The 20,645-nt window shown below is 62.3% G+C and carries 17 protein-coding genes; 9 read left to right on the top strand and 8 right to left on the bottom strand.

From position 1 onward, the window contains the following. The first annotated feature begins 249 nt into the window (after nt 1-249). From ACFE8X_RS00735 to ACFE8X_RS00705, 7 genes are all read left to right on the top strand, one after another. The gene (locus tag ACFE8X_RS00735) at nt 250-2,100 is read left to right on the top strand and encodes an ABC transporter ATP-binding protein (RefSeq protein ID WP_375449516.1); all 1,851 of its coding nucleotides are present in this window, start codon (nt 250-252) and stop codon (nt 2,098-2,100) included. A 408-nt stretch (nt 2,101-2,508) separates the two neighbouring features. Continuing rightward, nucleotides 2,509-4,371: an ABC transporter ATP-binding protein gene (locus tag ACFE8X_RS00730; RefSeq protein ID WP_375449515.1), complete on the top strand. Its 1,863-nt coding sequence runs from the start codon at nt 2,509-2,511 to the stop codon at nt 4,369-4,371. A 104-nt stretch (nt 4,372-4,475) separates the two neighbouring features. Further along, entirely contained in the window at nt 4,476-4,739 is a 264-nt protein-coding gene (locus tag ACFE8X_RS00725) for a type II toxin-antitoxin system ParD family antitoxin (RefSeq protein WP_375449514.1), read from the top strand. After that, complete coding sequence (locus ACFE8X_RS00720) at nt 4,736-5,095, top strand: type II toxin-antitoxin system RelE/ParE family toxin (protein WP_375449513.1); 360 nt, start codon at nt 4,736-4,738, stop codon at nt 5,093-5,095. Before ACFE8X_RS00725 ends, ACFE8X_RS00720 begins: the two co-directional genes overlap by 4 nt. Then, the gene (locus ACFE8X_RS00715) at nt 5,092-6,972 is read left to right on the top strand and encodes an ABC transporter ATP-binding protein (RefSeq protein ID WP_375449512.1); all 1,881 of its coding nucleotides are present in this window, start codon (nt 5,092-5,094) and stop codon (nt 6,970-6,972) included. The genes ACFE8X_RS00720 and ACFE8X_RS00715 overlap by 4 nt, the downstream gene beginning before the upstream one ends. Before the next feature lie 135 nt (nt 6,973-7,107). Further along, nucleotides 7,108-9,591, top strand: a complete 2,484-nt coding sequence (locus tag ACFE8X_RS00710; RefSeq protein WP_375449511.1) for a glycoside hydrolase family 2 protein — start codon at nt 7,108-7,110, stop codon at nt 9,589-9,591. 108 nt (nt 9,592-9,699) lie between these two features. After that, nucleotides 9,700-10,620, top strand: coding sequence for a DMT family transporter (locus ACFE8X_RS00705; protein WP_375449510.1), 921 nt, complete (start codon nt 9,700-9,702; stop codon nt 10,618-10,620). Between the two features lie 83 nt (nt 10,621-10,703). Here the strand turns inward: ACFE8X_RS00705 and ACFE8X_RS00700 are convergent, their stop codons facing one another. From ACFE8X_RS00700 to ACFE8X_RS00685, 4 genes are all read right to left on the bottom strand, one after another. Next, complete coding sequence (locus ACFE8X_RS00700; protein WP_375449509.1) at nt 10,704-10,934, bottom strand: CcdB family protein; 231 nt, start codon at nt 10,932-10,934, stop codon at nt 10,704-10,706. After that, nucleotides 10,934-11,164 carry a type II toxin-antitoxin system CcdA family antitoxin gene (locus ACFE8X_RS00695; RefSeq protein ID WP_375449508.1) on the bottom strand — a complete coding sequence of 77 codons (231 nt, stop codon included), beginning with the start codon at nt 11,162-11,164 and terminating at the stop codon, nt 10,934-10,936. Before ACFE8X_RS00695 ends, ACFE8X_RS00700 begins: the two co-directional genes overlap by 1 nt. Before the next feature lie 46 nt (nt 11,165-11,210). Next, nucleotides 11,211-12,515, bottom strand: a complete 1,305-nt coding sequence (locus ACFE8X_RS00690) for an NAD(P)/FAD-dependent oxidoreductase (protein ID WP_375449507.1) — start codon at nt 12,513-12,515, stop codon at nt 11,211-11,213. Nucleotides 12,516-12,594: 79 nt separating this feature from the next. Then, nucleotides 12,595-13,956: an FGGY-family carbohydrate kinase gene (locus ACFE8X_RS00685; RefSeq protein ID WP_375449506.1), complete on the bottom strand. Its 1,362-nt coding sequence runs from the start codon at nt 13,954-13,956 to the stop codon at nt 12,595-12,597. A gap of 140 nt (nt 13,957-14,096) precedes the next feature. Between ACFE8X_RS00685 and dusA the strand changes: the two genes are divergently transcribed. Further along, nucleotides 14,097-15,104 carry a tRNA dihydrouridine(20/20a) synthase DusA gene (dusA, locus tag ACFE8X_RS00680; protein WP_375449505.1) on the top strand — a complete coding sequence of 336 codons (1,008 nt, stop codon included), beginning with the start codon at nt 14,097-14,099 and terminating at the stop codon, nt 15,102-15,104. On the opposite strand, the gene ACFE8X_RS00675 is transcribed toward dusA, so the two are convergent. Then, nucleotides 15,065-15,751, bottom strand: coding sequence for a TIGR02281 family clan AA aspartic protease (locus tag ACFE8X_RS00675; protein WP_375449504.1), 687 nt, complete (start codon nt 15,749-15,751; stop codon nt 15,065-15,067). The genes dusA and ACFE8X_RS00675 overlap by 40 nt on opposite strands. A 67-nt stretch (nt 15,752-15,818) precedes the next feature. Next, nucleotides 15,819-16,673 (bottom strand): adenosylcobinamide-GDP ribazoletransferase, encoded by an 855-nt coding sequence (locus ACFE8X_RS00670; RefSeq protein WP_375449503.1) that lies wholly within the window; start codon nt 16,671-16,673, stop codon nt 15,819-15,821. Nucleotides 16,674-16,738: 65 nt separating this feature from the next. Between ACFE8X_RS00670 and cobT the strand changes: the two genes are divergently transcribed. Beyond that, nucleotides 16,739-17,764, top strand: a complete 1,026-nt coding sequence (gene cobT / locus ACFE8X_RS00665) for a nicotinate-nucleotide--dimethylbenzimidazole phosphoribosyltransferase (protein ID WP_375449502.1) — start codon at nt 16,739-16,741, stop codon at nt 17,762-17,764. Here the strand turns inward: cobT and ACFE8X_RS00660 are convergent. Then, nucleotides 17,745-18,767 carry an HD-GYP domain-containing protein gene (locus tag ACFE8X_RS00660; protein WP_375449501.1) on the bottom strand — a complete coding sequence of 341 codons (1,023 nt, stop codon included), beginning with the start codon at nt 18,765-18,767 and terminating at the stop codon, nt 17,745-17,747. The two genes, cobT and ACFE8X_RS00660, sit on opposite strands and share 20 nt — an antisense overlap. A 164-nt stretch (nt 18,768-18,931) precedes the next feature. Beyond that, nucleotides 18,932-20,461: a sensor histidine kinase gene (locus ACFE8X_RS00655; protein WP_375449856.1), complete on the bottom strand. Its 1,530-nt coding sequence runs from the start codon at nt 20,459-20,461 to the stop codon at nt 18,932-18,934. Between the last annotated feature and the right edge of the window lie 184 nt (nt 20,462-20,645).

The raw sequence follows: 20,645 nt of genomic DNA, 5'->3' as shown, positions 1-20,645 counted from the left end.
ACAGCAGTCTCTGCCCAATCGTGTATTCTGTGCGGCCAGCGACCGCGTGAGCTTTCTTCTACGCCAATTGGGACGGCATTGGGGAGGGGGTATTGCCGGTCGCTATGCACTGCTCCTCTGCGCGTTATTACCGTATCGAGCAGGATCCGAATTTCCCGGCCGGCTTGTCCGCCATTGGCTGCCGCAGCACGTGGTGCGAAGGCGAGCGGTAATGGCGATCCCGCCCGGAACCTGATTATGGTGACTGTGATGCTGCGCTGGTTTGAACGGCGACTCGATCCTTATCCCGCAGATGAACCTAGCGAGCCCCCCAAGGGTCTCCTGGCGTTCTGCCTGTATTACAGCCACGGCGCCAAGAAATGGCTGGCGCTGATGGCCGTCACCGCCGGGCTGATCGCAGCCGGTGAAATTACGCTGTTCGGCTTTATCGGCGATGTCGTCAACTGGCTGGCTGCCGCCGACAAATCGACCTTCCTCGCCACCGACGGCTGGAAGCTGGCACTGATGGCCCTGTTCATCGCCGTCGTGCTGCCCGCACTGGCCTTGCTCAGCACGGCGACGATGAACCAGACGCTGCTCGGCAATTTCCCGCAGCGCATCCGCTGGATGAGCCATCGCTATCTGATCCGTCAGTCGATGAGCTACTTCCAGGACGAATTTGCCGGCCGCATTGGCGCCAAGCTGATGCAGACCTCGCTCGCCGTGCGCGAGGTGGTGATGAAGCTGCTCGACATGCTGGTCTATGTCGTCGTCTATTTCACCGGCGCGGTGGTGCTGGCTGCCGCCACCGACTGGCGCCTGGCCGTGCCGTTCCTCCTCTGGCTGGCCGCTTACATCGCGCTGATGCGCTACTTCATTCCGCGCTTGGGCAAGATTTCCCAAGCCCAGGCCGATGCTCGTTCGTTGATGACCGGCCGCATCGTCGACAGCTACACCAACATCGCCACCGTCAAGCTGTTCTCCCATTCCAACCGTGAGGAAAGCTATGCCCGCGAGGCGATGGACCAGTTTCTCGAGACGGTCTATCGGCAGATGCGCCTGTTCAGCGTGCTCAACGTGCTGGTGATCTGGTCCAATGCCTTGCTGCTGGCCTCGGTTGGTGGCGTCGGCATCTGGCTATGGCTGGGCAATGCCATGTCGCCGGGCGCACTCGCCGTATCCCTGGGCCTGGTCATGCGCTTTCAGGGCATGAGCCAGTGGGTGATGTGGGAAATGTCGGCTTTGTTCGAAAATATCGGCACGGTACGCGACGGCATATCCTCCATCTCGCTGCCCCGCATTGTCTCGGACCAGCCGGGCGCCGAGCCGATCGGCACCGTCAAGGGCGATATCGCCTTCAAGGACGTATCCTTCCATTACGGCAAGGCCAGCGGGGTCATCGAGGGCTTGAACCTGGCCATCAAGCCCGGCGAAAAAATCGGCCTCGTCGGCCGCTCGGGCGCCGGCAAATCGACCATCGTCAATCTGCTGCTGCGGTTTTACGACCGCGAAAGCGGCGCGATACTAATCGACGGCAAGGACATAGCCGGGGTCACGCAGGACTCCCTGCGCGCCAATATCGGCGTCGTGACCCAGGACACCTCCCTGCTGCACCGCTCGGTCAGCGAAAACATCGCCTATGGCCGCCCCGACGCGACCGAGGCAGACATTCGCCATGCCGCCGAACAGGCCGAAGCATCCGATTTCATCGCCACCCTGACCGATCCTCATGGCCGCAAGGGCTTTGAAGCCCATGTCGGCGAGCGCGGCGTCAAGCTCTCGGGCGGCCAGCGCCAGCGCATCGCCATTGCCCGCGTGCTGCTGAAGAACGCGCCCATCTTGGTGCTGGACGAAGCCACGTCCGCCCTCGACAGCGAAGTGGAAGCTGCGATCCAGAGCCAGTTGCAACTGCTGATGACCAACAAGACCGTCATCGCCATCGCCCATCGTCTCTCCACCATCGCCATGATGGACCGCCTGGTGGTCATCGATGGCGGCACCATCATCGAGCAGGGCACCCACGCCCAATTGCTCGAACTGGGCGGCGTCTATGCCGGCCTGTGGAACCGCCAATCCGGCGGCTTCATCGACGCCGACACTGTGGAGGACGCCGCGCAATGATTGCTTTCTACTGCGGTGCCAGTTTGCCGGCCGCGGAAAACCGATTATGCACCGACTCACCTCGCCCCTCAGGGGAGAGGTCGGCGCGTAGCGCCGGGTGAGGGGTGCGGTGGTGCAATGGAATATCGTGTTGCAGCATCTCACCCCTCACCCTAGCCCTCTCCCCTGAGGGGCGAGGGGACGATAGACCCCAAGACCGGGTTCATGACGACAGGCCTCCCACCAGGGAGGCACACGACACCAGTTACAACCAAAGGAGACTCCAAATGGAAAACAATATGGAAACGGCCAATCCCGCGAGCGCGAACCATCCAATTCACCGCGTCAGACGCAAACCCATGGACCGATACCGACCCTGAGCTGAGCCCCGAAACTCTCTCAGGCGCGGCTCACAATAACGAGCTTACGATGTTCAACCGCGTCATTGCCTATTTCGACAATCTCTATTCGCCCGTCGCGCTCGCCCAAAACCGGCAGCCGCCAATGGGACTCACGCCCTTCACCAGATATTTCATCGGCCAGTTCAGGGCTGCATTCGCGGTCCGCATGGGTCTCGTCGCCATCGGATCGATCGCCGATGCGCTGATGCCGGTCTTTGTCGGCCTCGTCGTCGGCATGCTGGCAACCACCGCGCCGGGGCAGATCTTCGCCGTTCATGGCCAGACCCTGCTCTGGATGATCGTCGTCGTGGTGCTGGTGCGCCCGCTGACCTTCATGCTGGACACCCTGATCCGCAATCACTCCATCGTGCCCAACCTGGTCAATCTGGTGCGCTGGCAAAGCCACTACCACGTCATCCGCCAAAGCTGGACCTTCTTCCAGAACGACTTTGCCGGCCGCATTGCCAATAAGATCATGCAGGCTGGCGATGCCATCGAAACCGGGGTGAACCTGGCCATCGACGCCGCCTGGTACGCACTGATCTTCGTCGTCGTGGCGATCATCGTGCTGGCCCAGCTCGATCTGGTGCTGCTCGTGCCGGTTGCCGTCTGGCTGCTGCTCTATGCCATCCTGTTTTCCATCACCATGCCGCTGATTGCCCGCTATTCCGAGGAAATGTCGGAAAGCAAATCGGTAATGACCGGCCGCATCGTCGACAGCTACACCAATATCCAGACCCTCAAGACCTTCTCCACCGGCGAACACGAGGACCGCTACGTCTCGGACTCGATCACGGACCACACGGTGTCGTTCCGCAAGCTGATGCGGGTGTTCACCTATATGTGGTCGATCCTGTTCATGCTGAACGCCGGCCTGGTGGTCTCGATCACCTGGCTGGCGCTGGCCGGCTGGAACGATGGCGTGCTGGCGGCAGCGGCAGTCGCCACGGTGATCCCGTTTGCGCTCCAGATCATGAACATGAGCGGCTGGATCCTGGAGATCGGTTCCAACATCTTCCGTCAGGTGGGCACGGTGCGCGATTCGATGATCACCGTCGCCCAGCCCCTCACCATGCTCGATATTGCCGAGGCCAAGCCCATGACAGTGACGCGCGGTGAACTGGTCTATGACAATGTCAGCTTCAACTATTGGCGCGGCAAGCAGGGCAGCGTCATCGACAACTTCCATCTGACGGTCGCTCCCGGCGAAAAGATCGGCCTGGTTGGCCGTTCCGGCTCGGGCAAGTCCACCCTAGTGAACCTGGCCCTGCGCATGTTTGACGTGCAGGATGGCGCTATCCGCATCGACGGGCAGGACTTGCGTGACGTCACCCAGGAAAGCGTCCGTGCCGCCATCGGGCTTGTCAGCCAGGACACCTCCTTGCTGCATCGTTCGATCCGCGAAAATCTCAAATACGGCCGCCAGACCGCGACCGAAGAAGAGATGATCCGGGCCGCCGAGCAGGCCAAGGTCCATGATGTCATCATGGGCCTAACCGACCCCAATGGTTTTACCGGCTACGACGCCCAGGTGGGTGAACGCGGGGTCAAGCTGTCGGGTGGCCAGCGCCAACGCGTCGCCATCGCCCGCGTTCTGCTTAAGAATGCCCCGATCCTGGTGCTCGACGAGGCCACCTCTGCCCTTGACAGCGAGGTGGAGGCAGCAATCCAGGAGCAATTGACCAGCCTGATGCAGGGCAAGACGGTGATCGCCATCGCCCACCGCCTCTCCACCATCGCCGCCATGGATCGCCTGGTGGTGCTGGAACAGGGCCAGATCGTGGAGGAAGGCACCCACGCCCAACTCCTCGCTTCGGGCGGCCATTACGCCCATCTCTGGGAACGCCAGTCCGGCGGCTTCCTCGACCTGGACAGTAAAGCGGCCGAATAGGCACGATCGCCCCGGTGTGAACGCAAACTCACATCGGGGCCATCACCGCTCAATTGACAATAATTGCCAATGGCGTATTTTTTTTGTCATTCACAGGTGCCGCCATGCCGACAATGAACATCAATCTAACCGACGAGTTCGCCCGGTTCGTTTCAGGTGAAATCGCGGCCGGAGAATATGCTTCCGCCAGCGAAATGGTCAGGGACGCCCTCCGACTGATGCGGCGCGATCGCGAACTGGATGCCTACAAGCTGCAAATGCTGAAGCAACACATCGATCTAGGGCTATCCCAGGGGGACAATGGGGACTATTCCGATCGCACCGTCATGCAGATCGCGACCAGTATACTCGACGAGGATGATGTATGAGGCTACGGCTTACCAAAAAAGCCGACGCTGATATCGCCGCTATCCTCAGGACCACCAGAAAACTCTTCGGCAAGAATCAGGTTCTTGCCTATGCCGGTATCATCGATAAAGCCATGACGTTGATCCTGCAGGCGCCTGAGCACCCAAGATGCCGCCCTCACGACGACTTGGTGGCCGGCGTCAAGTCGCTCCATCTGGATCACGCACAGGGCAGGCGCGGCAGCGCGTATCACCTGATTTTCTTTCTGAAGAAAACCGCCTCGAACGGGGAAAACGAAATTTTAGTTGTCGCAGTTCTCCATGAAAGGATGATCCCGCGGCGGCATCTAGCAAGAGCGATTCGAGATATCCAATGAGTCTGTTCGACCCCCTCCATCGCATCTTTGAGTCCTGGCTGGACCCCTTCAAGACCCCGGATAATCTGGAACCGCCGCTCGCGACACCGCGCTTCTTCTGGCATTATATCGCCCAGGCCAAGCTGCCGTTCCTTGCCTTGCTCGTTCTCGGCGGGGCCGTGGCCTTGGTCGAGGCGGCTTTGTTCTACTATGTCGGCCGCCTCGTCGATATCCTGGATGCAGCCAACCAGGCCGACGGCTGGGCAGGGCTCATTGCCGGCTATGGCCCCGAACTGCTGGTCATGCTGGCGGTCGTGCTCGGCATTCGCTTCATCGTCACCTGGCTATCGGCGGTGGTGGAAGAGCAGACCGTCAATCTGGGTTTCTACAACCTGGTGCGCTGGCAGGCCTATGCCCACGTGATCCGCCAGAGCCTGTCGTTTTTCCAGAACGATTTCTCCGGCTCCATCGCCTCCAAGGTCTGGCAAAGCGGCGGCGCCGTTGGCGATTTTATGGTTGCCCTGCTGCAGGTCGTTTGGTTCATCGCCATTTATGCGCTGACCACCGTCGTCCTGGTCGGCCAGCTCGACTGGCGCCTGGCGGCCGCGGTGATCGCCTGGATCGTCCTGTTCTCCGGCCTTGCGCGCTATTACGTTCCGCGCATGCGCAAGCGCTCGGCAGCCGCCGCCGAAGCGGCTTCCGCGCTGACCGGTCGCATCGTCGACAGCTACAGCAATATCCAGACTCTCAAGCTGTTCGGCCAGGCCGACGAGGATGATCGCTTCGTCAAGCGCGGCTTCGTCAGCTTCATTGCCGCCATGACTACACTGGCCCGCACTTTAGTCGGCGTCCGTTCGGCCATGGGCATGCTCTCGGGCATTGCCATTGCCGGCATTGCCGCGCTCGCCGTCCAGCTTTGGACCCAAGGCCTGATCACCGTGGGCGGCGTGGCCTTCACCCTTGGCCTCGTACTGCGCCTCTACAATCTCCTGGGCCGCATGATGAACCAGCTCAACGGCCTAATGCGCAATTACGGCACGGCGCAGAACTCCGCCGAACTCATCGGCCGCCCGCTCGGCCTGATCGATGTTCCAGGTGCCAAGCTCCTGGAGGTGCCGGCCGGCGCCATCCATTTCGAGCACGTATCCTTCCACTACGGCAAGAGCTCCGGCGTCATCGACAATCTCGATCTCACCATCCGCGCCGGCGAACGCGTCGGCCTGATCGGCCGCTCCGGTGCCGGCAAGTCGACGCTCGTCAATCTGCTGCTGCGCTTTTACGATCTGCAAGGCGGGTGCATTACCATCGATGGCCAGGATATCTCACAGGTCACCCAGGCCTCGCTGCGCGCCCGCATTGGCGTGGTAACCCAGGATACCTCGCTGTTGCACCGCTCCGTGCGCGCCAATATCGTCTTCGGCCGCCCCACCGCCAGCGAGGAGGAAATGGTCAGTGCCGCCGAAATGGCCGAGGCCGACGAATTCATCGAACTGCTGTCCGATTTCAAGGGCCGCACCGGCTATGACGCCCAGGTCGGCGAACGCGGCGTCAAGCTTTCGGGTGGCCAACGCCAGCGTGTCGCCATCGCCCGCGTCCTGCTCAAGAACGCCCCGATCCTGATCCTGGACGAGGCCACCTCCGCCCTCGACAGCGAGGTCGAAGCTGCCATCCAGGGCCAGCTGGAAAACCTGATGACCGGCAAGACCGTGATCGCCATTGCCCACCGTCTGTCCACCATTGCCTCGATGGACCGCCTCGTGGTGCTGGATCGGGGTCATATCGCGGAAATGGGCACCCATGCCCAGCTCCTGGCGCAGGGCGGCCACTATGCGCAACTCTGGACGCGGCAGTCCGGCGGCTTTCTTGATCTTGCCGATACGGACGCCGTTTCGCCCTGAATTTTCGCCTCCCCATTGGCATCCACGCGAAGTCCAACTAGAAACCTTGCTTGGTGAAATCGTTTCAGACACTGGTTTTACGCTGGAATATCGTTAATATGCGACGCTAACATGCTTAGCGCGAGGGAGAGAAAATTGTCCGAAGCATTGTCACACGGCGCGGCCACATCGCTTGATCTGGCTGGCTCCTTTATTTTGACCTCGCCCGCCAACGACACGCGCGTCGATATCGCGCTGCCGGGCGACGTGCACGCCGCCCTGCTGGCCGCGGACCGCATTCCCGACCCATATTTCGGCGAGAACGAGAAGGTCGTCGATTGGGTCAACCGCGCCCCCTGGCATGTCGAGCGCAGCTTCACCGCCACCCAGGCCGATATCGATGGCTACCTGACCCTGACGCTAGCCGAGGTCGATTGTATCGCCACCATCCTGCTCAACGGCGAAGTCATCGCCAAGACCCAGAATGCCTTCATCCGCTACGACCTTGACGTCACCGGCAAGGTCCATGCCGGTGACAACACCCTGCGCATCGAGTTCGAGGTCACGCGTGACGTCGCCAAGGCCCGCGCCGACGCCCACCCGTTTCCCATCCCGTTCACCTACAATTATCTCACCAATGGCCTTGAAGGCGTGCACATGAATTTCGTGCGCAAGGCGGCCTGCCATGCCGGTTGGGACTGGGGCGTCTGCCTGATGCCTATCGGCGTTTACGGCACCATGAGCCTGCGCAAGACGCGCCTGGCCCGCCAGGACAGCGTTCAGGTCGACCAGGCCCACGGCAAGTCCTCGGTCGAACTGGCGATAAAGACTCGCATTTTTGCGTTCGCTCACGGTGAGGTGGAACTTGAACACACCATTGATGGCCAGACCGTCACCGACAAGGTCGCGGTTCGCCAGGGCGACAATGTCGTCACCCACCATGTCACCATTCACGACCCCAAGCTCTGGTGGCCGGCCGGGCAGGGCGCGCAGCCGCTCTATGAGCTGACCACCACGCTCGAAGGCGAAAAAACCACCCGCAAGCTTGGCCTGCGTAACCTCGAATGGATCATCGAGAAGGACGAGATCGACCACTCGTTCAAATGCCGCGTCAATGGCCGCGACATCACCATGATGGGCGCCAACTGGATTCCCGCCGACGCCATCCCTACGCGCATCACCCCCGAAGTGATCCGCGACCTGCTCGAAAGCGCCAAGGCCGGCAACATGAACATGCTGCGCATCTGGGGCGGCGGCCAGTACGAGCCCGACTACTTCTACGAGCTCTGCGACGAACTGGGCCTACTGATCTGGCACGATTTCATGTTCTCCTGCATGAGCTACCCCTCCAATCGCGAATTCCTCGACGACGTGCGCACCGAAATCAGCCAGCAGGTCCGCCGCCTCAGCCACCACGCCTGCATCGCGCTTTGGTGCGGCGACAACGAAGTCATCGGCTCGCTCGGCTGGTATCCCGAAACCAAGGCGGCGCCCGAGCGCTACGTCGCCAATTACGACCGCCTCAATTCCATGCTCGGCAATATCGTCGAGGATGAGGACCCGATCCGCCGCTTCTGGCCGTCCTCGCCCTCCATGGGCTATCTCGATTTCTCCGACGGCTGGCACGCCGATACCCGCGGCGACACGCACTATTGGGACGTCTGGCACTCGGCCAAGGCGTTCGAGGCCTACCGCACGGTCAATCCGCGTTTCGCCTCCGAGTTCGGCTTCCAGTCGTTCACCTCGATGAACGTCATCGAAACCTTCGCCGACCCCAAGGATCGCAATCCATCCTCGCCGGTCATGGAAATGCATCAGCGCAACAACGGTGGCAATGCGCGCATCCTCGAAACCATGACGCGCTACTTCCGCTTTCCGCGCGATTTCGACCAGATGGTGTTTCTGAGCCAGGTCCAGCAGGGCCTCGCCATCAAGACCGCCATCGAATATTGGCGCTCCACCAAGCCGCGCTGCATGGGCACGCTCTATTGGCAGATCAACGATATCTGGCCGGTAGCCTCCTGGGCCAGCCTCGATTACGGCGGGCAATGGAAGCTGCTCCACTACATGGCCAAGCGCTTCTACCTGCCCATCAACGTCGTCGCAGTCCCGAGCAAGGACAATAAGGAGATCGCGCTTCGCGGCATTAACGACACCGCTAGCAAGGCGGAAATCCATCTGGAGGTTCGCGCCGTCAAAATCGGCGGCGGCGAGCGCGTGCTGCATGAAGGCAAGGCGGAGATTGGCCCGGACGCAGCCAAGGAACTCGAGACGATCAAGTTCAAGAAGCTCGAAGCCGATGAATTCCTGTTCTTCTCCTGGACCGACGAGGATGGCGCCTTGCTGGGCGAGAACGACTTCTTCCCCAAGCCCTACAAGGCCTACGACATCGTGGCTCCGGCGATCACCACCACCTGGTCGACAATCGATGGTAAGCCCGCCTTGACCTTGACCACCGACAAGCCAGCCTTGTTCACCACCGCCACCGTCGATGCCCCCGGCTATTTCTCCGATAACGCCGTTACCCTCCTGCCGGGCCGCTCAACCGTTCTGACCTTCAATGCCCGGCACGGCGCGACGCCCTCGATCGACAGCCTTGCCGCTAGCCTCAAAGTGCGGGACTTGTCACAGACGTTCTAAATACTTCGCATGCAAATATTTTACGCCGCCCCGTTATTGACAGGGGCGGCGCCATCTTCCATCGGTTGCGGACGGCGTGTTCCTCCTGCGTCGCTGTCCGGATCAGTCATGTCCACTCTCATCGCGCCTGTCGAAGAGCGCCACAATTCCGGTATCGGCATTCTGCTGCTCTCGCAGTTGATCCTGATCTTTCTCGATACCTCCGCCAAATGGATGTCAACGCAAGGGATCCCCACCGGCGAGATCGTCTTCATCCGCTATGCCGTCCATGTCGCGCTCATCTTGGCCATCGTCTGGCCATTACGCGGCAGAGCTTTGTTCAGCACGGCCAATTGGAAACTCGAAGTGCTGCGCGGCATCTGCCTGCTCGCCACCACCGGTGGCAATTTCCTCGCCATGCGCTATTTGCCGCTCACCATCACCGGCGCACTGATCTTCACCAGCCCGCTCATGGTCTGCGCCCTGTCAGGCCCGCTACTGGGCGAAACCATTGGCTGGCGGCGCTGGCTGGCCATCCTGGCCGGCTTTATCGGCATCCTGATCATCGTTCGCCCCGGCACCGAGGCATTCCAGCCGGCATCCCTGCTCGGCCTGGCGGCAGCCTTCTTCGTGGCGCTGTTTTCCATCATCACGCGCAAGCTGGCCGGCGTCGATACCGCCATGACCCAGCAGTTTTACGCCGGCGCCGTGGCCTTGGTCATCGTCACGCCCGTGGCGTTCACCGGCTGGACCTGGCCATCGGACGGCATCACCTGGCTGGCCTTTTTCGGCGCAGGAACCGTGGGCATGACCGGCCACGTCCTGATTTCGGTCGCCCACCGCTTCGCGCCGCCCTCGACCCTCGCGCCGTTCAACTACCTGACCTTGCTGTACCTGGCGCTGGTGAGCTGGATTGTCTTCAGCCAACCGCCCGATGCCTGGTTCTTCCTCGGCGCCGGCATCATCATCTTGAGCGGCCTCTACATCTGGCTGCGCGAACGCGCGCTCAATAAGCGCACGACATCGGTGGATGAGGCGATCCTGGATTAGAAAAATATTGGTTGCGGTCAGAACCCAAGCAGGATCATGTCGAGCGCGTCTGCAATACTGTCGCTCTGAGCTTTAAGCGAAGTCTACACTGAGCCTAGTCTCGTAACCGGAATCGCGGCGAGATACTGCGTCGCCAGAACTAGCTCGTGCCCATCCACTCGGAAAATCGGGTTGAGCTTGCGGGCCGCCTCAAAACCCGTTGCTCGCGGGATAAGGGGAATGACAACGCGCGTGTTTAGTTGGCTCAGCCTATCTGCCTGCACGTCGAGATATAGGTCGACGTCTCGACCTCGATACACGTCGAAGCGCGCCATCAGAACTGACGGTATCTCTCGAGCGGCAGGCCGTACTTTTCCACATACTCATTGGAGCTGCGGATCGCCTCGACGCTTTCTTCCTGCCAAACGCGCCGGAGTTCGTCAAGCTCAGCCTCGGTCATGTTGGCTTTAGCTGCCCGAAATGCCGCTGCTGGTAGGTCGAGTATCTTGACCATCTCGTCGCGCGTCAGTCTTGATTTAGTGTCCTTACGCAGCGATGTCGCCATTTCAGCCTCCTAAACCAGGCCAATATGCGCGCTGGAGCCTGTGCCTTCAACGCTCATGCATGTGCGCCGCCGATTTGCCCGACGTGCTCTGCTCCTCCACATCCCCCTGCGTAATCAACCGAGCGCTCCTTTGCCCGCTGAGATAAATCCACAGCCAGCTCAGCGCTACGGCGATGCGGTTCTTGGCGTCGATCAGGAAGTAGATGTGCGCCAGTCCCCACACCCACCAGGCGATCCGGCCGGTAAGCTTGATCCACCCAAAATCGATCACCGCCGCGCGTTTGCCGATCGTGGCGAGGTCGCCCGCGTGCCGATAGCGGAAGGGGTGGGGACTGGTGTCGCCCGCTAGCCGCGCCTTGATCGTGGCCGCAGCGTGCTTGCCCCCCTGCTTGGCCGCATCGCCCACCCCCGGAATGGGTTTGCCATCTGGCATGGCCAGGCTCGCCGTGTCGCCGATCACGAAAATCTCCTGATGGCTGGGCACCGTCAGATCGGGCTCTACCTTGACCCGCCCGGCGCGATCGGCTTCAAGCCCCAGCCATTTGGCGGCCGGCGACGCCTGCACCCCTGCAGCCCAGATTATGGTCTTGCTCGCCACTCGCCTGCCGCCATAGTCGACCCCATCGGCATCGATCGCGGTCGCCGCATGGCCCAGCTCGACATCCACGCCCAATGTGGTCAAGGCCTTATGGGCGTACGCTGACAGGTCGGCTGCAAAATTCCCGAGCACCGCCGTGCCGCTTTCAATCAGGACGACGCGCGCCTCATCGGTTGCCAAGCTGCGAAACTCATCGCGCAGGCTGGTATGGGCGAGCTCGACTATGGCGCCCGCCATTTCCACCCCCGTGGGCCCGCCGCCGATGATGACGAAGGTCAACAGCGCTTTACGCAATTGCGGGTCGCTCTCGCGCTCAGCCGCCTCGAACGCCAGCAGCAGCTTGCGGCGGATCGTGGTCGCGTCCTCCAGCGTCTTGAGGCCGGGGGCGAACGGCTCCCATTCGTCATGCCCGAAATAGGCGTGCCGCGCGCCGGTGGCGATGATCAGGCTGTCATATGGCAGGCTACTGCCATCATCGACCTGCACCGTCTTGGCGACCTTGTCGACACCTGTCACGCTCGCCAAAATCGTGCGCACTTCCGGACGGTGCTTGAGAATATGCCGAATCGGCCAGGCGATTTCCGAGGTGCCGAGCGCCGCCGTCGCCACTTGATAGAGCAGCGGTTGAAACAAATGATGATTGCGTCGGTCGATCAGGGTAATATCGACAGCCGCCCCTTTAAGCGCCTGCGCCGCGGCAAGCCCGCCGAACCCGCCGCCCACGATCACCACGCGATGTCTGCCGGTAGCCATTGCTGCTTCCTGTTCTCTAGGGAGATTGTGGCGTGCACGGCGCATCCACAACGGCTCGCCCGGCACGTAAGACCTGCGGCTACAGCCGCTCCCGCCAGCGCGCGCAATACGCCTCGAACCCTTGCGCCTGCAGCGGCACACGCACCAGCCCCGGCGTTGCGGTGGTGCCTTTGCCACTAAACAACATGCTCGCCCCTAGGCTTGTTCCCGTCGCGTCGCCCGAGGCGCTGACCGGAACGCCGGTTAACGCGGCCAGCGCCTGCCCGAACAGTGTGTTGCGCGCCAGTGGCCCCTCGATGATGATCTGCCGCCCGATTCCGGACAGCTGCAGGCACTGCCGCGTCACCAATGCCAGGTAGAGCGACACCGCCGCCGTGCGCTCGCCTGCGCTCAATTGCTCCGACGCAATCGTCCAGCGGCCGATCGACCCGGGGAAGGGGCCCACGCCAGCGACGAAGCTGGGCAGCACCCGCATGTCCTGGGCAATTACCTTGGCAATATCGGCGGCGCCCGGCTCAACGGCGCTCGGCGCCAGCATGTCAAATTCGCGGCCGCCCATGAATCGCGCCGTCGGCACCGCCCGTCCGAACGCGTCCACGTTGGCAAGGCTGTCACGCTCGGGGTCGAGATGGGTGGTAGCCCCGCCCACGGTCATGGCGATGACCCAGGTGCCGGTCGACAGGATCGTGAACGGTGCCTCGTGCACGCCCAGATGCGGCAGCAATGACGCGTTGGAATCGTGAATGCCGCAGGTGACCGGCGTATTGGCTGGCAAGCCAGTCGCTTCGGCAACCGCCGGCAAAATCGATCCCAACACGGTATTGGCGGGCTTTACAAAGGGAAACAATCCGCTCCAGCCTCGCTCCGCCACCATGCCGGAAAACGTTCCGGCTTCCGGCGCCCAGAGATCGGTGTGACAGCCCAGCGACGTCACCTCGCTCGCCATCACCCCGGTCAGCCGCCAGGCCCAATATTGCGGATAGGTCAAGATTGCCGTGACTGCCGCGAAACGATCCACATGGGCCTGCGATTGCCAGAAAATTTGCGCCCCCAGATTAAGGCCATTGGGCAGTCGTGGCGACAGGGTTTCGCTAAACGCCGGGCGAACCTGCCCATAGGCCGCGCTCGTGTCGTCGGGTCCCTTGTGCTCGTAATCCAGCACCGGCATGGCCAGTTCATCCCCAGCCATCAACGCGCCGGTCGCGCCATGCGTGGTAATTGAAATGCCCTCGATCCCATGCTGGGCATGAATGTCCCTGAGGCTCTCAAGGATGAACGCCGCCAGCCGTTCCACGTCGGCGTGTGGATAAAGGCCGTCCTGTCGAACGGTATTAGGCGTGCTGTGCACCGCAAGTTGCGAGCCGGTTTCGGCATCGATCAACAACACCTTGGCGTTGGTTTTGCCGATATCGATCACGGCGATGAAGCGGGGTGAAGCCATGACGCTACTCGATGCAAGTTCGGACCATCGCGCCATAGCGCACTTTGAGCCGGCGCGCGATAGCTGGCCCGTTGCCCGCCGCAACCCAGCCCCGCCGGGTAGGACTGGCCTCCGGTCGGAAAATCCTGTATTTCCGGGCCATGAACGATGCTTTGACCCGTGGCCGCCGCTTTTCGGTCGCCCCCATGATGGATTGGTCCGATCGCCATTGCCGCTATTTGCACCGGCAATTGACGCGTCACGCCTTGCTGTTTACCGAAATGGTCACCAGCGCCGCCATCATGCATGGTGATGCCGAGCGTCTCCTGGGCTTCGATCCCCTCGAGCAGCCTGTTGCGGTCCAATTGGGCGGCTCCGACCCTGGCGAACTCGCCCGCGCCACGACCATTGCCGATCGCTTTGGCTATGCCGAAATCAACCTCAATGTCGGCTGCCCGTCCGATCGCGTCCAGTCCGGCCGCTTCGGCGCCTGCCTGATGGCCGAGCCTGATCTGGTGGCCGATTGCGTCCGTGCCATGCGGAGCGCCACCGATCGTCCGGTCACCGTCAAATGCCGCATCGGCATCGACGACCAGGACACCGAGGAAAGCCTCGATCGTTTTGCCGATGCCATGGTCGACGCCGGGGTCGTGGCGCTTTATGTTCATGCTCGCAAGGCCTGGCTCAATGGCCTGTCGCCCAAGGAAAACCGCACCATTCCGCCGCTCGATTACGATCGTGTGCACCGCCTGCGTGCCCGCCTGCCGGTGCCGGTGATGATCAATGGCGGCATCGAGACCTTGAGCGATGCCGAGGTCGAACTGGAGCAAATGGACGGCGTCATGCTCGGCCGCGCGGCCTATCACGATCCCATGCTGCTGGCCCATGTCGATGCGCGTATCTTCGGCGAGGACGTTCCGCCAGTGACCCTGGAGACCGTGATGCACGCCATGGCCGACTATGCCGCGCGCCATCCGGCCCTGCGCATCAACCAGGTCACCCGCCACATGCTGGGCCTAGCCAACGGCCTGCCTGGCGCCCGGCACTTCCGCCAAATCCTGAGCGTCGAGGCCTGCCGTCCCGGTGCCGGGCCCGAAGTCATCGCCATGGCGCTCGATGCAGTGCGCCCTCAGTCAGTGAGTTCCAGCGAGTTGCTGGTTACCGCATAGCGGCTGAGCGTTTCCAGGAACGTCATCCCGAGCAGGCTGGTGTCCAGGGCTCCCGCTTCCGCCACGAAAGCGCGCACGCCTTTACGCTTGATCCCGCCCACTTCCATGCCATCCAGACTTACCCGCGCTGCCTGTCCTGTGCCATTGGCGGTCGCTACCGGAATGGTGAACCGCAGCGTCGATGTATCTATACCCGCCGCCTGTGCATCGGCCAGCGTCAACACCACGGCGCTGGCGCCCGTATCGAAAATCATTGGCGTCGTATGCCCGTTGATGCTGGCTTGAAGCTCGAAATGCCCGCCCATGTCGCGCCGGAACGTTGCAGTGCCCCGCTCCTCGTCGATCATCGCCACGCCCGGCTGGAACTCGCCCGCAACCCGGCCAACCATCCCGGTCAGCTCGTCACGATAGGCATAGCTCACGCCCGCTACCGCGAAAATGCCGATCCAGAGCACCAGGCTTCCCAGTAGCTCCGACGCGGCCCGCCGGCGGGAAAACGCACCCCCGGCAAAAACGATCAGGATCACGACCAGGGGGATTACCTGCGCCGTCTGCATCTGCGTTAGCCCAAGCAGCCCGCCTGCATCGGTTCCCACGATCAGCGCCAGCCCGCAGGCAATCAGCAGGGCAATTCCGATGAAGATCATGCTGTTCGTGCCCCGCTCTGCGCCACCCCATCATAAAGGCATGCCGCACAGCTTTTTCAAGGCATTCTCAAACGAACGCCAGCAACGCGGTGAGCATGGCGATCTCCAGCAGCGCGATCAGCGCTCCGATCAGATCGCCCGTCTGCCCCCCGACCAGCAGCCGGCACAGCGCCGACCAACCCGCTGCCACCACGGCCGCCAGCAGCAGCGCGACGGCCAGTGCCACGACGCTCGTCGCCGGCCCCGCCAGCACGAAAAACAGGATCAGCGCCAGCGCGGCACCCACGGCAAAGCTGCGCTTGCGCAATCGCCCTGCCGTTGCCGCGGCACCCTCGGTCCGCGCCGGCGCCAATGCCACCGCCAGCCACAGCGCCCCAGACCGCGCGGCAACCCCGGCCGCCAGCCAGATCGCCGCCGCCGCAAGCGGATTGATCACCGCTATCCCACCAACGCCCACGACGCGCAACACGATGAACAGGCACAAAGCCGCCACCCCATAGGTGCCGTGCCGGCTGTCCTTCATGATCTCCAGCCGTCGCGCCACCGTGCTGCCGCCGAATAGCCCGTCCGCTGCATCGGCCAAGGCATCCTCCGCCATGGCTCCGCCGGTCACAATCGCCGCGCCCACCGCCAATGCTGCAGCAAAATAAGCCGGAACTCCCAGTAGCGTTGCCCCGATCAGCAGCGCCACCGGACCAATTCCGATCGCCAGGCTCGCGAGCGGTAGCGCCATGGCGATCCGGTTCAGATCGGGAATTTCGTGCGGACTATCGCCGGTCGGCAGCCGCGAAAAAAACCGCAGCGCCATGATGAAATCGGCCTTGAGGCCCGCCTCGGGCGCGGCCCCGAGAGGCACACTGGGCTCGCGCACCTCGCCTCGCGCGATCGTCTCCGCGGCTGACGCCACATCGCCCTGGTTCAATTGCTTTTCCCGCCCGATTGCGCAACAAGTCCGGCACTTCCTAGCACCATCATGCCGGACCTGCCATGCCCGCCCCGCTTCACGCTGCCTATGCCGATGTTATCGAGCTTTTGACTATCGTGCCCGATGGCGATGAGGCGGCAGTGGCGGCCGTGCGCGGCCACGACGCGAAGCTGACCAAGCCCGCCGGCTCGCTTGGTCAACTGGAAAGTCTGGTTGAATTCCTCGCCCGCTGGCAGGGTCGCGCCAAGCCCCGACTGGACAATCCCATGGTCACCATTTTCGCCGGCAATCATGGCGTGACCGACCAGGGCGTCTCCGCTTTTCCACGCGAAGTCACTGCTCAGATGGTAGCCAATTTCACCAATGGCGGCGCCGCCATTTCCCAGATTTGCGCCCTGCACGAAATCAATCTGCGCGTCTTCGAGCTGGCATTGGAATTGCCCACCGGCGACATCACGCTCGGGCCGGCCCTTGACGACAAGATGTGCGCCGCCACCATTGCCTACGGCATGGAGGCCATTGCCGGAAAGCCGGACCTGATCTGCATCGGTGAAATGGGCATCGGCAACACCACTGTGGCTGCCGCGATTTACGCCGCTTTGTATGGCGGCACGGGCGCCGATTGGGTCGGCCGCGGCACCGGCGTCGATGATGCCGGCCTCGCCCGCAAGACGGCCGCTGTCGACCGCGCCTTGGCCTTTCACGGCGACGCGCTCGATCATCCCCTTGCCATCCTTGCCCGTGTCGGTGGTCGCGAGATTGCCGCCATGCTGGGCGCCTTGCTGGCCGCCCGCCACCAGAAAGTCCCGGTGATCATTGATGGCTTCGTCGCCACGGCTGCAGCCGCGATTGCCCATGCCGTCAACCCGGCTGCGATCGATCATTGCCTCTTCGCCCACGTGTCGGCCGAAGGCGGCCACGCGCGCGCGCTTGCTGAAATGGGCCAGACCGGCCTGCTCGATCTGGGCTTGCGCTTGGGGGAGGGGAGTGGCGCCGCGCTGGCGGCTGTCCTGGCCAAGACCGCGTTGCACCTGCACGACAATATGGCGACCTTCGAAAGCGCCGCCGTCAGCGGGAAAGGGAGCTGACCGCCCCGACCTTGGGCAGCATGATCCGGCCCAGTTCGCGCACCAGGCTGGTCTCCAGCTTGCCCTCCCTGGCCATGGCTTCAAGGATGGCCATGGCTTGCGCCGGCGTCTTGCCGTCCTTGTAGCTGCGCCGCTCGACCAGCGCCGCATAGATATCGCAAAGGGTCATGATCCGCGTCAGATCGTCGATCTGCCGGCCGCTTAAGCCATCGGGATAGCCGCTGCCGTCCAGCAGTTCATGGTGGTGGCGCACGCTGCGCAGCGTGGCCGCGTCGATATCGCTGCGCGCTCGCAGATAGTCGTAGCCGCTGACCGGATGCTGGCGCATTACCGCCTGCTCTTGCGGGTTGAGCGCGCCGGGTTTGTCGAGGATGGCCAGCGGCACGACCGCCTTGCCGATATCGTGCAGCAGCCCGGCCACCGTCAGCCGGGCGACATCGCGCTGGGCCATGCCCGCCATGCTCGCGAACGCTCCGACGACACCAGTCACCAGCATACAATGCTGGAAAGTGCCTTGGTGATGGCCCTTGACCGTCGCTAGCCAGTCTTCGACGCCAACGCCGACAATGCTGCCGGCGATCTGCTCGCCAACGGCAAGAACTTCGGCGGTGTCCAGTTCGACATTGCCGATCATCGCCTTGAAACTGTTGTCGATTGCCGACACGCCCGAGGCGATTGACTGCACTACTGCAGCATCCTCCGAACGACCATCCGACAAATGCTCGGCAATCGCCGCCGCAATCTCGGACGCCCTGGCCGGACGGGGTATTTGCTTGTCGGCACCGAGCACGGCGGCGTGCACGCTGGTCACCCGCACTGTCGGATCGGTCAGAAACACCATGCAGCCCCGGCCGCGCTGGGCCAGCGCCAGCTTGAGCTTGCGCACATGATCGATCCGGCGCAGGTCGAGATCGAACACTACGCTGGGATCGCCAGCCAGGATCGAGGCGTCGAAATGGTCGATCAGCATCACGTCGGCGCCCAAGCTTTTCGCCAGCGCCAAACTATCCCCACGACCCGTCGCTTCGACCACGAATATGATAGCATTCGGGTAACGCTGAGACAGCATAACCGGCTCCTTGACGCGCTAAGTCTAGCGCCAAGAAGTTGTTTGTCTCATAATGCGTACGAAGAACTACGTGTACAAAACGTACAAATGCGGGAATATCACCCGGCCTCGGAATAAATTTCCAGTCGGCTCTTCCTTTCCACCACCGGCGCCAGTGCATCCATCACCCTGGCGCGCGGAAAGGTGGCGATGACTTCGGTGCCGAACCGCACCTTGGAAAAGAGGTCAAACCGGCCCTGATGCAGGTCCATGATTTTCTGCACGATCGGCAGGCCAAGGCCGGCGCCCTGCTCGGCGGTCTTTTGCGCCAGCGAGCCCTGGCCGAACGAGGACAGGACGGTGGCGATTTCATTTTCGGGGATGCCCGGTCCATTGTCCTTGACCGAGACCATCTGCCCACCATCGCCGCTGCGCGTCACCATCAACATGACCTTGCCGTGCTGCGGTGTGAACTTGATGGCGTTGGACAGCAGGTTCAGCACCACTTGGCGTACGGCGCGCTCGTCGCCCCACAGCTTGGGCAGGTTATTGCCGAAGCTGTAGCTGAGTTCGATCCCCTTGGCCTTGGCGCGCAGTTCCATCATCCGCCGGCAATCTTCGGCGATGTCGACCAGCGACACCACTTCCTCGTTGAGGTCATACTTGCCCGCCTCGATCCGGCTCAGATCCAGCAATTCGTTGATCAGGTTCAGCAGATGCTGCCCGCTCGAATGGATATCGCCGGCATATTCCTTGTATTGCGGCACCTGGTGGGTTCCCAGCAGCTCCGATTTCAGCACTTCGGAGAACCCGATAATGGCATTGAGCGGGGTGCGCAATTCATGGCTCATCGTCGCCAGGAACTGCGATTTGGCGATATTGGCCTGCTCGGCATGGCGGCGCGCCTCATCGGACATGTGCCGGGCTTCCTCCAGTTCGCTGATCAGGGAGTCTTTTTCGGCCTGGTGGGTGATGGTCTCGAGTTCGGAGCCGTGCAGCTGCCGCGCGAGGTAAACAAAGAAGATTTCCCCGAAAATCGCCACGGCGCCCAGCGTATAGTTGAGCGTACCCCCGATCGCGATCAAGGTGATGGACACCGTCAGCGTCACCGGCAGCGTGCTCATCAACGTCGCCGGCGGTAAGGTGTGGGTGGCGACCGCATTGGCAGCGACCCCGACCAGCACCATGGCAAACATTACCGGCGTCAGGCTTTGCGGGTCCGCCACCAGCGTGAATAGCGCCAGCAGCGACCAGGCCAGGCCATAGACCGTCTCGCCGAACACAAAGCTCGTGGTCCATTGCCCGGCATTGAACTTGGAGGCGTGGTTGGATTTGAAGCGTCGCGCCATCAGCACCAGCGCGAGCAGGCTGATCAAGACCATGCCGGCCCACAAGGCGGCAAACAGGGCCGGCACCCACAGGCTGGAAACGAAGGCCAGGATGACCACGATGGCGGCAATCGGCAATGCCGAGGTCAGCCGTGAATCGGCGTAGTCGTGCATCAGCTCGAAATCATAGGAGGCGCGCGTACCCGAACTCGATGTCAGGCGCTGGCGCGCATCGAGCACGGTCTTGTTGGCGGAGCGCTTGCTGTCCCGGCCCATCAGGGACCGAACATCCGCTTCGATATCAGCCGGCTGCGACGGCATCACACTCTTACTCGTTACTCAACGCGGCGAACCGGATACGCATTCGCCAGGGATATCGAAGTCTTTGTCAGGCCAAATAAAACAGGCCAGGTTTAACAAACGGTGCGCACCTTGCTAGGGTGTATCCCGAACAAAACCAGCGCCTCGCAACCCGCCATGGCCTTCATATCGGCACATCTCGGGC

Origin of the sequence: uncultured Devosia sp. (genome assembly GCF_964244875.1) — a bacterium.
Lineage (GTDB): Bacteria > Pseudomonadota > Alphaproteobacteria > Rhizobiales > Devosiaceae > Devosia.
The sequence above is the reverse complement of the archived record's forward strand: the minus strand, read 5'-3'. Positions and strand labels throughout refer to the sequence as shown.